At 73.4% G+C, this 12,902-nt stretch carries 6 protein-coding genes and 1 pseudogene; 3 read left to right on the forward strand and 4 right to left on the reverse strand.

All coding sequences use genetic code 11. The features are described 5' to 3' along the window. Window positions 1-35 precede the first annotated feature (35 nt). Entirely contained in the window at window positions 36-3,188 is a 3,153-nt protein-coding gene (locus tag ACIQV3_RS23980) for an NACHT domain-containing protein (protein WP_403714896.1), read from the reverse strand. A 410-nt stretch (window positions 3,189-3,598) separates the two neighbouring features. Between ACIQV3_RS23980 and ACIQV3_RS23985 the strand changes: the two genes are divergently transcribed. Next, window positions 3,599-4,333 carry a hypothetical protein gene (locus tag ACIQV3_RS23985; protein WP_403714899.1) on the forward strand — a complete coding sequence of 245 codons (735 nt, stop codon included), beginning with the start codon at window positions 3,599-3,601 and terminating at the stop codon, window positions 4,331-4,333. 422 nt (window positions 4,334-4,755) lie between these two features. Here ACIQV3_RS23985 and ACIQV3_RS23990 read toward each other — a convergent pair. Both ACIQV3_RS23990 and ACIQV3_RS23995 read right to left on the reverse strand, forming a co-directional pair. Beyond that, a pseudogene (locus ACIQV3_RS23990) lies at window positions 4,756-5,475 on the reverse strand (IclR family transcriptional regulator C-terminal domain-containing protein); the annotation flags it as partial. Between the two features lie 902 nt (window positions 5,476-6,377). Further along, on the reverse strand, window positions 6,378-6,905 hold the full coding sequence (locus ACIQV3_RS23995; RefSeq protein ID WP_403714901.1) for an RNA polymerase sigma factor: 528 nt from the start codon (window positions 6,903-6,905) through the stop codon (window positions 6,378-6,380). Between the two features lie 313 nt (window positions 6,906-7,218). On the opposite strand from ACIQV3_RS23995, the gene ACIQV3_RS24000 reads away from it, so the two are divergent. Next, complete coding sequence (locus ACIQV3_RS24000) at window positions 7,219-9,408, forward strand: hypothetical protein (RefSeq protein WP_403714902.1); 2,190 nt, start codon at window positions 7,219-7,221, stop codon at window positions 9,406-9,408. A gap of 285 nt (window positions 9,409-9,693) precedes the next feature. Next, the gene (gene metG, locus ACIQV3_RS24005; protein ID WP_403714904.1) at window positions 9,694-11,409 is read left to right on the forward strand and encodes a methionine--tRNA ligase; all 1,716 of its coding nucleotides are present in this window, start codon (window positions 9,694-9,696) and stop codon (window positions 11,407-11,409) included. Window positions 11,410-11,515: 106 nt separating this feature from the next. Here metG and ACIQV3_RS24010 read toward each other — a convergent pair whose 3' ends face one another. After that, window positions 11,516-12,781: an FAD-binding protein gene (locus ACIQV3_RS24010; protein ID WP_403714906.1), complete on the reverse strand. Its 1,266-nt coding sequence runs from the start codon at window positions 12,779-12,781 to the stop codon at window positions 11,516-11,518. Window positions 12,782-12,902: the final 121 nt, after the last annotated feature.

Raw genomic sequence — 12,902 nt, forward strand, 5'->3', positions numbered from 1 at the left:
GATTGCCGTTCGACGATCAGCCACGGTCCGACACCTTACCCGGCGGCTCCGGTCGCCTGCCCGCGCAGGTTGATCGCTTGTCCCCCCGACGGGAGTCTGCTGCGGACGGAGATCCGGGAGGGCAGTGCGGCGAGACCGTCCATCTGGGTCGCATTCATGCTGATGCGGAACCTCTCCAGGGCGTGCGCACCTGCCAGGGGGGAGACGTCGAGGGTGCCTTTCAGGCCGACCCTTCCGAAGAACCCGCAGTCGGCGAGGCGAGGAAAGGCGGGCGGCAGCGCGTCGATGATCTTCTGCGCGGTGGGGGCGTCGCGGATGCTGTTCACGCTGAGGCGGGTGACTTCCGGCAGGACCGTGTCGGACGGCAGCGCGTCGAATGAGGCCGCGTCCACAGTGAGCCGGGAGAGCGTCCGCAGGCCGGCCACCTCCCGCCAGCCTGCGGCCGTCGCAGGACCGGAGAATCCAAAGGATTCGAGCTGCGTGAACCGGCCGACTCCGCTGAGTTCCGGTTCGAAGGAAGCACCAGGGGTGTCGCTCGACATGGAGAGGTGTCGCAGGGGGGCGCGCGGATGTAGATCGCTCGGCGCCCAGCCGCGGCGACCCGTGCCGACGGGCGGGTCGCACTCGTGAGCGGAGAACGACGTGAGCCGTGTCTGACCGGCCAGGAGCGACAGGGCGGGCAGGGCGCGATTCGAGAGCCTCAAGCTCGTCAGTGCGTGCCGGGAGAGGTACGAGGCGAGCACCTCCGCAGAGGGGCCGCTTCTGACGTCCAGGGATTCCACGGGCACGCCCAGCCGTTCCAGGAGGTGCAACTGCTCATCGGACGTGACGGTGTAGTCCAGTCCCTCCGGGTTCAGCAGCGCGATGATCTCGTCCGCGTACTGGGCGCTGTCGAAGCGGGACCAGGACCACACGAGCTGGCTGCGGATCGCGAGCGACGAGTCCCATTCGGCGGCGTACCGTGCCAGGAAGGGCAGTGCGGCGTCGGATGCCACGTGGGACGCCGCGATGACCACGTTGCGCCCGGCCGCTGAATCAGCGGCCTCCGGGCCGGGCAGCAGGTCAAGGATCAAGGGGCCCACCTCCGCCAAGGCGCGGGCCTTGTCCTCTCCGGCGGGCGGGATCAGACTGCTGGTGCGTTCCTCCACCGCCTCGCGGACCGCCGGCTCCAGCGTCGTGGCGTGCTCCAGGCAGGCGGCGGCCAGCAGGTAGACGCGTGGGTCCTCGGTGCCGTCGCCGAGACTCAGCATGTCCTCGAAGAGGGCCACCCGCTCGCGGGGGCGGGCCAGGGCGACCGCCATGCGGATGACGTCCTCCCACTGGTCGTCCGCGGCGTGGGCGGCGAGCAGGCCGAAGTCGCCCTCCTCCACGGCGGCCCGCGCGCCCAGGAAGTCCTGGAAGGTGCGGTGGACGAAGTGCACCGTTCCCGGGGTCGGTTCGCGGAGCAGGCCGCTGCGCTGGAGGAAGTGGTCGAAGACGGCCGGGGCGTCGCCCAGGGCGGCTGCCTCGGGGACGGCGGGGAGGGCGCGGCCGATGATGTCCTCGGCCTGGGAGCGGTCCATCTCCGTACGGCCGTTCTTGATCAGCCAGTACGCGAGTCGCTGGAGGAGTTCGAGCTGCGGCTCTTCCCGGAGGTCGGGGACGTTCATGTCCCGCTCGCGGTCGCGGCGGCTGATCAGCATGGAGAGGGCGGCCTCGTACAAGTCCTTGCGGCCGTGGGGGAGATAGCCGCGCCGGTCCCGGTGGAGCGCGCAGACCAGGCCGCACATCAGGGGATTGGTGGCCAGCCTGCCGAGGTCGGCCTTCGTGCGGACGGCGGTGAGGAGCTGCGCCTCGTAGGCGTCGAGTTCGGCTGTGGATTCAGATCCGCCGCGGGCGGCCGTGTGCCAGCGCTTGATGAAGGTGGCGGTGTCGGCGGGCCTCATGGAGGACAGTGCCAGCTCACCGAAGCCTTCCTCGGTGAGCCAGTCCTGGCCTACGGCCGACGGGCGTGAAGTGACCAGCCAGCGGTTGTCGTTGTCGCCGTACGTGTCGATCAGGTCCCGCAGCCAGCGGCGGGTCCGCTCCCGTTCCGGCTCCGGGACCTCGTCGATGCCGTCCACCAGGACCAGCCCCCGCCCGGCGGCCAGTACTCGGTGCTCCCACCCGGCGGGTTGGGAACCGGCGAGGGGGCAGCCGATCGCGGAGAGGAAGTCCTGCGGAACGGGCAGCCGTTCGCCGTGGCGGGTGAGCGTGCGCAGGGGGAGTACGAAGGGGATCCGGTGGTGGAGGTACGCGGGCCGGTCCGGGCGGTCCTGCTGTGCGGCGGTGACCGTCAGCCACTGGACGAGGGTGGTCTTGCCCGATCCGGCCTCGCCCCGCAGGAGGATCCGGGGGGTGCGGGCCAGCGCCTGGTCCGCGGGCTGGGGTTCCAGGTTCGGCTGCACCGCGAGGAAATCGTCCGCGGTCTCGTAGGCGTCCCAGGAGATGTCCGAGCGCCCGAGGGGCGCCGCCTCCAGGCTCAGGTACGCCACGTCCAGCGGCCAGCGCGTCGGTGAATTGCTCAGGTCGATGCCGTAGATGGTGAGCTTGGAGTGCTTCTTCGCCAGGTAGGGCAGGTACGTGGCCTCGAATGCGGCGTCCGCCGTGTCGGGGAGCGGGGTGCGCCGGATCAACTCGTCTGTTCTGGATGTGAGTTCGTGGACCGCCCGGGTCTGGCCGACCAGTGCGTGCGCCATGAAGGTCTTGCGCTGGGTGAAGAACTCCAGGATGTGCAGCGAGGCGAGGCCGAGCAGGGCCTCGTAGAAGTGCGTGGCGTCGGCGGAGAGATGGCGCTCCGGGCGGTCGGCCGCGCGGCGCAGTTCGCGGGCGAAGGCCTCCGGGCCGAGGCGGACGGCGTCGACGTCCGTGATCGTGAGGTCGCCCAGGGCGTGCAGGGTCGCGGCGAGGGCGTCGGTGACGGCCTCGCGTTCGTCCTCCGGGATGCGGCGTTCGCCGGTGCTCAGGGCCTGCTGGACGAGGGTGGCGGCCAGCGTGCGTACGTCGGACTCGGTGAGGGTGCGCTTCTCGCCCTTGAAGGAGACGTACCCGGAGAGCCGGACCGGCTTGTCGACCAGCCCCGCCCCCGGGGCGTCGGTGACGAAGAACTTCCTGACGAGCGGGCCGATCACGGCCGTCGCCAACTTGAGCCCGATGGCTGTGGGTTCCACGTGTGCCCCCCGTAGAGCTGTGCCGGTGCCGCCCGACGCGATCCTAGGGCCTGTCGTGCTCAGGCCGTCGGAAGAGCGGGCTACGGCATCATGGCTCCGGGATCGGGTGAGGGGGAGCGCGGTGGCACAGGACGAGGTGCGCGGCAGTGTCGTGGTTGCCGGGCGGTACCGCCTGGAGGGCCGGCTGGGCCGGGGCGGGATGGGTACCGTCTGGCGGGCCACCGACGAACTGCTGCGGAGGAGGAGGCGGAGGCGGAAGCCCGGCCGAGCCGATGACCGTGCGGGCCGACCGCGGGCTGCCCGTACCCGCGGATGCTTCCGCCGGCGCCCCAGTCACCGTCCCGGCACCTTCCCCCGCCCCCGCCGTACCCGCGTCCACGCCGGATTCGGAGGGGTTGACGGCCCCGGCCGTGGCTCCCCGCCCGACGGCCAGGCAGCGCTTCGCCACCCGGCCGGGCCTGCGCCTCGGGCTGATCGCGGCCGCCGCCGTCCTGGTGGTGGCCGGCGTGGTGGTGGCCGTCCTGGTGGGGGGCGCCGACCCGCTGAACCTGCTGTCCGGAGCGAACGAAGCGGGGCGGGGGGCGCGGACCGCGCCGGCGGCCCCCGGCGGCACCGCGGGGCCTGCACTGACCCCGGGCTCTTCAGGTGCCCCGAGCCCTTCCGCGCCCCCGGGCGAGAGCGGGCCGCCCTCCGGGTACCGGACGTTCGCCGATCCGCAGGGCTTCGCCATCGCCGTGCCCGCGGGGTACCAGCGGGCCACCGACGACCAACGGGTCTTCTACGTCTCCCCGGACGGGGCCTTCCGCATCGGGATCCGGGTGAAGATGCCGGTGCCCGGCGGCCCGCTCGGCGTGATGCGGCAGGCACACGCGAACGGTCCGGACACCAACGCCGGTTATCGCGGCGGAACGGTCGTGCCGACGAAGCATCACGAACTCCCGGCCGCACTCTGGGAGTTCACCTGGAACGGCTTCGACCCGGCCGAGGGGGCCCGGCACACCTACGACCTCTGCTGGGACCAGAACGGCCGGATGTACGACATCTGGGTCTCCGCCCCGGTGGGTGAACTCGCGGAGGCCAAGCGTCACTTCGAGACCGCCGTGGCCACCTTCGTCCCCGGTGCGCCCGTCTCCGTGACCCCCTGAACCCGCTACTCCCGGGTCTGAACCCGCTACTCCCGGGTCCCGGTCTCCGGTCCCGGTCAGGTGCGCAGCACCACCAGCCCGTCCCGCCCGCCCGCCGTCCGCAGGCTGCCCGGGACCAGCGGGGCGACGGTGCGCGGGAGCGCCAGGCTGGGGGCCCCGTCGTCCTGCGGCGCGTCGAAGAGGTACGCCGCCTCCGAGGCGCTGTCGCTGACCAGGTGCGGCCCGTCGGCCCCGCCCGTGGTCCGCGTCAGCGGGGTCCGGAACACCCTGCGCAGCTGGCGCAGGGTCTCCGCCGTGACCGGCACCGGCATCGGCCCGGGTTCCGGCTCCGCCCGGAGCTCCGGCCCGTCCGTCCCGTCAGCACCCTCCGCCCCCGCGGCCTCCTCCGGGGAGTCCGCGCCGTCCGGCGGGATCGCCCCCGCCAGCAGCAGCGCCAGGAGCACGGGAACCGCCTTGAGCCGGAGCGCCTCGGTGGCCCGCCCCAGCCGGTGCGCGTGCCCGCCGGGCAGTGACAGGGCGAGGCTGCCCGCCGCGTCGCCGAGCGCGAGGGGCACCGCCGCGCACACCACGCCGGGGGCGTATTCGCGCAGGTCGAAGACGGGCGCCCCGGGGGCCACCGCGTCGAGCGCGCTGAACAGGGCCCGGCTGTCGGTGATGGTCCGCTCGGTGAGCCGGGCGGGGCGGTGCCGGGCCACGTGGTCGGCGCGGCCGTCGTGGTCGAGCTGGCTCAGCAGGCACTTGCCCACCGCGCTCGCGTGCGCGGCGTCCCGGAAGTCCACCCACTCCCGTACCGGCGGGGCGCCGGGCCCGTCCGCCATCTGGGTGATCCGGACCTCTCCCTCCGCGTACCGGCTCAGGTACACGGCCGCGCCCGCGCTGTCCCGCGCCAGGGCCAGCGTGCGCTGCAACTGGCCCGCCAGGCCCCGGCCGCCCGGGGCGGCGAGCCGGTCGAGGGCCGGCCCGGGGGCGTAGACCCCGACGCCGGGGCGGTACGCGTACTCCTCCTCGCAGAGCATCGACAGCAGCGGCCCGAGCTCCGCCTCGGCCAAGCCGGCCTCCCGTGCGAGCCGCCCGGCCCGTACGCCGAGCGGCCGCCGCCGCAGGACCCGTACGACGGCCAGGGCGCGCCGCGCGGCCGCCAGGGCCTCGCTCCCGCCGGGCTGGACGACGGTCCCGCGGGCCGCCGCCGTGAGCGCGGGGTGGCGCAGCGGGCCCGAGCCCAGCAGGCCCGGCCCCACGGATCCCGGCCCCACCGGTCCCGGCCCCACCGATCCCGACCCCGGTCGGCCCGCCCCCGGCCGGGGCGGCCGCGGGGTGGCGGCCGGCGGCGGCCGGAAGGCGTCCAAGGCCCGGGACACCCCGGGCCTGGGCAGCGGCACCGGGCCCAGGTCGGGGTCGTCGAGCTGGTCGACATAGCGCAGGACGGACGCCTGCGCGCACAGCCGTACCTCGCGGAGCTCCCGCCGCCCGCCCGGCCGGAAGCGGCGCCGGCCCAGCTCCCGGGCCCAGACCCGGGCGTCGTGGTGCTCGCCGCGCCGCGAGTGGTCGAGGAAGAGGCAGTACGCGGCGTGCGTGGTCCGGCTGCGCCCGGAGCCGGCGGCGAACTGCCACCAGAACCGGGCCCCTTCGCGCAGACCGGCCAGGTGCAGCAGACAGCCGAAGACCACGGCTCCGGGCAGGTCGGCGTGGCCGCCGCTCTCGAAGGCGTCGAGCCGCTCCCGGGCCCCCGTGGCGCACACGGAGGCCAGACAGGCCGCCTTGAGGTCGCGTCCGGCCCGCTCGGAGTCCAGCGGCAGATCGCGCAGCGGGTCGCTCCAGCCCAGCGTGCGGCGCCGGGCGTGGGTGCCGCCGCGCCGGGGAGCCGGGGCGGGGAGCGGCCGGGACGCCGAGGCGGTGGCGTCCGCGCCCCGCAGCAGCCGGGCCTCCGCCGAGCTCAGGTCGTAGTGGGGATAGCGGTCGCGCACGCCGGCCGTGGCCAGGAACTGCTCCAGGGAGCGCGGGAGTCCGCCGTCCTCGCGGCGGGTTCCGCGGCTCGTGTTGCGGTTCATGACTCGGCCGCGGTGTCGAGCAGCCGGGCGAGCCGCCGCTGGGCCTGGCCCAGTTGCGAGCGGACCGTGGCCTCGTCCACCCCCATGATCGCGGCGGCTTCGCCGGGGGTGCACTGGAGCCCGTACCGCAACAGGACGGCGTCGCGCTGCCGTTCGGCGAGCCGGGAGACGGCGGAGTAGAAGCGGATCGTGTCGGTGAGCACCTCGTACTGGTCGGCTTCCGCGTGGGCCTCCTTGAGCGCCGCTTCGAAGGCACTGGTGTCCATCGGCTCCGGCCAGGGGCTGCGGCGGAACTGGCGGTCGATCAGCCGCTGTTTGAGGACGGTCCACGCGTAGGCGTCGAGCCGGTCCATGTGCAGCATCCGCAGCCATTCGCACATGATCGAGTCGAAGGCGGCGTCGACCGCCTCCTCGGCCGCCGCGTCCGAGCCCAGTTGCAGGTACGCGAACCGCATGTAGGCCGGGCGCCGGTCGGCGTGGAAGGCCCAGTACGACAGGCGCGCCGTCGAATTCCACTGGCTCATGGGCGCCGGCCGCCGCCGCCGGCTCGGCAGACCCACGGACCCGCCGCCGGACTCCTCCGGAAGACCGCTGCCATCGCTCACCGCTCCACCCCATCCCGTGTGCGGGGCAAGGAAATCAGCGCGGGCGCACTCGGAGGGCGCAGAGACGAAAGCTGGAGGAATTACGTTCGGTGATGATCACGTGTTGATCGATGTCGATCACACGCCCGCTCAACCAGCGCAAACGCATATGCCGTTCTCCTGTGCGTCCGTTTCGTCCCCGGTCGGAAAGCACGGCGTGTGACCATCCCAAGATTCACTCGTTTGTCGGAGTGTGGGTACAACACAGCGATTCGGCTCCACCGCCGTGGAGCAGGCCGAGGCCGTCCTCGTCGAGCACTACCCCCAACTGGTGCGGCTCGCCTACGTGACGCTCCCGGTCACCCTGGGCCGCCATACCCGGGTACTCCTCGCGCACAAGGCCGTCCAGCGGGCACTCCCGCGCGGCGGGCGCGGCAGTACCCAGGCTCCGGCCGGGCCCGACGGGCCGGGCGGCCCCCTGACCGAGGTCCGCGTACGGGTCCTGCGCGCGAGCCTCGCTCCGTCCGGCCGGGCCCGCCTCGCCGCGGCCGGGCTCGGGTGGCCGCCGGTGCCGCCCTTCGTCTGGGGGCTGCGGCTGTGGCCCCCCGCGGGCGGGATCGACGAGCCCGCCCGGCTGCTGGGCGCGGCGCCCGGCCCGGTCCGGGCCGCGTTCGTCCTGCACGGCATGGACGGCCTGCCCGAGGAGGCGGTGGCCCGGCTGCTCGGCGCGGCCGGGGTGGCCGACCCGGCGGACGCCGTACGGGAGGCGCTGGCCGCCTGGCGGGAGTGGGAGGGCGGCGCCCCCGGGCGCTCGGAGGCGGGCCCCGGCCCGGGCGCCGGGCCGTGGGCGCGGGCGGCGCGGCCCGCGACGGGCGCGGTGGGCGGTGCCGGAGTCCGCGAGGCCGGATTCCACGAGGCCGGCTTCCGCCGTGCTGTCGGGAGCGCCGGTGGGGAAGCAGGGGGCGACACCGCCGGGGAAACGCTCCTGCGGGGCCCGGGCGGCGCCGAGTTCGACGCCGCCGTCGTCAGTGCCCGCCCCACCGACCTGCTGCGCCGGCGGCGGCGTACCCGGGCCGGCTGGACCGCGGCGGTCGGCCTGGCCCTGGCCCTGGCCGCCGGGATGCTCGCCGCCGACGGTTCGCCGCCCCGCCCCGAGGCCTCGCCGCTCGCCGGACCGGCCGTCGCCGGGGCGCTGGACCCCGCCCGGCTGGTCCGCGCGCCCGCCGAGGCCTGGGCGGACACCGCCCGCGTCGATTTCACCGCCTGGCCCGCGCGCGGCGCCCGCACCGCCGACCGCGGCCTGCTCGCCCGCGCCCTGGCGGCCTGGGCCACCCGGCCCCGGGAGGTGGCGGTGACGGCCGCGCCGGGGACGGCCACCGACGCACCGCCGCGCGCGCCACAGCTCCTGTACGCGGGGGACCTCGCCGGGCGGGCCGTCGTGCTGATGCTCGACGGGGACCGGGTGGTGCGGTACGGCGAAGCCGCCGAGGGCCCAGCGGGGCCGCGCGATCGGGAGCTCGCCTTCGCCCGTACCGACGAGGCGAACGTGACCACGGCCGCCGCACTGGCCCTGAGCCGCTCCCCGGGGAACGGGCGCACGGAAGGGGGCCGGGCCAGGTACCTGCTCGCGCCGTGGATCGCCCGGGCCGGCACCCGCGACCTGCTCCGGACGGGGGAGGGGACCAAGCCGCTGGCCGTCTCCGCCGACGGGGTCACCGAGGAGACCGCGGTCCCGCGTACGGACGGCGGCGGCTACGGCCCCGGCGGTGACGGCGGAGCCTGCGCTGCGTGGCCCGTACTGGAGCTGACCTCCTCCGCCCGCATCGTGGAGAAGCACGCCTTCGTCCTCGCCGACCTGGGCGCGCTGACCCCCGTACACCTGACCTACACGCCGCTGCCCGACGGCCCGGCGGCCGTGGCGGCGCGGCAGCCGCGCGAGGCCACCGGCCCGGCCGCCCGGGCGGCGTGGGCGCCGGTCGCCTGCCGGCTGCGGGAGTACCGCGCCGGCGGGGTACGGGCCGTCAACATCTGGGACTTCGCCGGCTCCGAACTCCCCGACGGCGCGGGCCGGGCCGTCTGGACGTGCACCCGCGCCTCCGGCTGGGCCGGTCCGGGTGACGTCCTGGTGCAGCTGCGCCTGCCGGCCGGCGTCCCGCAGGACGTGGCACGGTCCCGCGGGACCGCCGCGTGCGGGCGGTTCGGGCAGCACCTGCTCGCGGGCACCCGGTGGAGGTCGCCGGCCGGCCGCTGGTACCTGCTGGCGGCCGGCAGCCGCGAGGTCGCGGGCATCACGGCGGCCGGCGCCGTGCGCGCGGAGGCGGCCGGCCGGAACCTGGCCGTCCCCGTCGCCGGTCCGCAGGGCCCCGCGGCCACCCTGACGGCCAGGCTCGCGAGCGGCGTCCGGATCACCGCGATCGACGGCGCCCGGGGCGGCCGCGACTGACCCCCGCCGCCGGAGCGGCCTGCGCGACACCGTCCGGGGTCCGCCGCGGACGGTGCCCCACCGGCGTGGACGGCGGTCCGGGGGCTGCCCGGCCCGCTGTACCATGGCCGCAGCGCGAGGGCCGTGACGGAGGGGTCACAGTCCTCGCTTTTGCTTTGCACCCCTCAGTTCCGCGCTGTACCCCCAGTCCACCCCGAAGAAATGCGGCGCGTGGCGTTTCGGCGGTTCGATACGATGAACCGCACGTCACGTCGTACCGGCATATACGAAATGGAGCATCCGAGGATGGCTCGACACCTGATCACCAGCGCGCTTCCCTATATCAACGGGATCAAGCACCTGGGCAACATGGTCGGGTCGATGCTTCCGGCGGATGTGTACTCCCGGTACCTCCGCCAGCGCGGCCACGACGTCCTCTACATCTGCGCCACTGACGAGCACGGCACCCCCGCCGAGCTCGCCGCGAAGGCGGCCGGTCTCTCGGTCGCCGAGTTCTGCGCGCAGGCCCACGACGCCCAGAAGGCGGTCTACGACGGCTTCGAGCTGTCCTTCGACTACTTCGGCCGCAGCTCCTCGGAGCAGAACCGCGAGATCACCCAGCACTTCGCGCGCCGGCTCCAGGCGAACGGCTTCATCGAGGAGCGCGCGATCCGGCAGGTCTTCTCGCCGGTCGACGACCGCTTCCTGCCGGACCGCTACGTCGAGGGCACCTGCCCGCACTGCGGCTACGACAAGGCCCGCGGCGACCAGTGCGAGAACTGCACCCGCGTCCTGGACCCCACGGACCTGATCGAGCCCCGCTCGGCCATCTCCGGCTCCACCGAGCTGGAGGTCCGCGAGACCAAGCACCTCTTCCTCCTCCAGTCCAAGCTGCAGGTCGAGGTCGAGGCCTGGGTCGCGGAGCACGAGGAGGAGTGGCCCCAGCTGGCGTCCTCCATCGCCCGCAAGTGGCTGACCGAGGGCCTGCACGACCGCGCCATCACGCGCGACCTCGACTGGGGCGTCCCGGTCCCGGCCGACACGTGGCCCGAACTGGCCGCGGACGGCAAGGTGTTCTACGTCTGGTTCGACGCGCCGATCGAGTACATCGCCTCCACCAAGGAATGGGCGGACGCCGATCCGGCGAACCGCGACTACAAGTCCTGGTGGTACGAGGCCGAGGACGTCCGCTACACCCAGTTCATGGCCAAGGACAACGTCCCGTTCCACACGGTGATGTTCCCCGCCACCGAGCTCGGCGTCCGCGAGCCGTGGAAGATGGTCGACTACGTCAAGGCCTTCAACTGGCTGACGTACTACGGCGGCAAGTTCTCCACCTCGCAGAAGCGCGGCGTCTTCACCGACCAGGCGCTGGAAATCCTGCCGGCCGACTTCTGGCGCTATTTCCTCATCGCCAACGCGCCCGAGTCCGACGACTCCTCCTTCACGTGGGAGCACTTCGCCGCCACGGTGAACAAGGACCTCGGCGGCACGCTGGGCAACTTCGTCAACCGCGTACTGACCTTCTCCCGCAAGAAGTTCGGCGACGAGGTCCCCGCCGGCACCCCCGCCGGCGAGGCGGAGGCCAGGCTGGGCGCGCAGATCGCCGAACTGCTGGCCGAGTACGAAGTCCACATGGACGCGCTCCAGTACCGCAAGGCCGCGGCCGCGCTGCGCGCCCTGTGGTCCGCCGGAAACGCGTACCTGGACGAGAAGGCGCCCTGGACGGAGGTGAAGACCGACCTGGACGGCGCGGCCCTCACCCTGCGCACGGCGATGAACCTCATCCACCTCTACTCGGTGGTCTCCGAGCCGTTCATCCCGGCCTCGGCGCACGCCATGCGCTCCTCGTTCGACCTCGCCGACGACACGGCCACCTGGGTCACCCCGGAGCAGGCCGCGTCCCTCGACGCGGTGCCGGCGGGCACGCCGTTCACGGTCCCGCCGGTGCTCTTCCCGAGGATCACCGAAGAGGACCTGGAGTCCTACCGCGAGCGCTTCGGCGGCAATCCGGAGGCCTAGCCCTACCGGCTTTCCGGACAGCAACTCACGCAGGGGCGCGACCCATTGGGGTCGCGCCCCTGCGCGCGTTCCAGCGCGTTCCAGCGCGCACCCCCGTGCGCGTCGCTCACGGCCGTACGCCGCCGAAGGCGCGCGGGTTGAAGCGGGTCAGCGCGTGCTCCTCGCGCAGGGACTCCAGTCGCCGCAGCGCGTCCACACCGTAGAAACCCTCGAGCAGCTCCGCGTCCAGCTCGTGGGAGCCGTACAGGTACGGGCGGCCCCCGGCCCGCGCGCAGGCCCCCAGCAGCTCGCGCAGCACCCTGCGGGTCTCGGCCACCGCGTGGGAGTCGGACTTCTCGATGGTGGTGAACACGCCGATCCCGTACTGGACCGGGGTGTCGAGCGACGGCGCGAAGACGAACGGCGTCGCCGCCTCGGGACGCTCGATGACCAGGAAGTACAGGCTGATCAGGTTGTCCGCGAACGGGGACTCGCGGGTCAGTTCCTCCAAGGTCTTCGAGATCCCCTCGAAGCCCTCCGCGTCGAAGACGTAGTCGGCCCAGAGGTTCACGCGGGACTCGTCCTGGAGGACCGGCAGGAGGTGCTGGTCGACCTCCTGGTGCAGCAGCAAGGAGTAGTCGGGGGCGGGCAGCACGGTGCCCGGTTCGCCGGCCTCCACGGCTTCCGCGGCCTCGGCGGCGAAAGCGATCTGCGAATACCACGAGGTCCGGTCGTACATGCCGAAATAGCCGGAAACCGCGGGATCATCGGCGACGTTCCTCATGAAATCCGCGAGCTCGGACATTCCCGCGTGCGGAATCCTGGAGACGGGGGTGACCGCCCGGTACGGCACGGTACGGAGCACCGCGGTCCTGATGAAACCGACCTGTCCCAGGCCGCCCAGGGCGAATCGGAACAACTCGGAATTCTCCCGGCGTGAGCAGGTGCGGGAGCGCCCCGTTCCGTCGACGAGTTCGATCTCTTCCACGTGGTCGATCTGAAGTCCCGATCGCAGGGAACCGTGTCCGAAACCTCCGATCGACAGTGTTCCGCCCACCGTGAGATTCAGAAAACTGGGCAGGACGGGGTTGGCGCGTCCGTGCCCGTTCAACCATTTCTCCAGTGCCAGCCAGGTGATTCCGCTCGGGACTTCCACGAGGTGTTCCGTGCCCGTGAAGCGCGGCTCCGCGTCCTCACGGAAATTGTCCAGCACGGTCCCGGACGCGAGCGTCTGCGTATTGCACGAGCGGCCGGCGCCCCGCACGGCCGTGTCCCTGCCGGACGCGGCCGCCCCGGCCATGAGGTCGCCGATCTCTCCGTCCGTTCCTTCCCGGACCACCTTTTCGGGGGTGATGGAGAGGGATCGCCCGAAATCACTGGTGAATGAATTCATCGTGTGCCACCTTTCCCGGATTTCCCTCCGGGGTCTCGCCGCATGGGCGTTCCTGCCCATGGGGCGGCAGGTCGCTGGAGTTGGAGAAGCCAGGTGAGAGTAACCGGATGCGGCCCGGCTC

This window comes from Streptomyces sp. NPDC099050 (genome assembly GCF_044759865.1).
Taxonomy (GTDB): domain Bacteria; phylum Actinomycetota; class Actinomycetes; order Streptomycetales; family Streptomycetaceae; genus Streptomyces.

Bases quoted from the DNA above. Each gene is read 5' to 3' on its own strand.
- ACIQV3_RS23995 (WP_403714901.1), bottom strand. From the start codon at position 6,905: ATGAGCCAGTGGAATTCGACGGCGCGCCTGTCGTACTGGGCCTTCCAC.
- metG (WP_403714904.1), top strand. From the start codon at position 9,694: ATGGCTCGACACCTGATCACCAGCGCGCTTCCCTATATCAACGGGATC.
- ACIQV3_RS24010 (WP_403714906.1), bottom strand. From the start codon at position 12,781: ATGAATTCATTCACCAGTGATTTCGGGCGATCCCTCTCCATCACCCCC.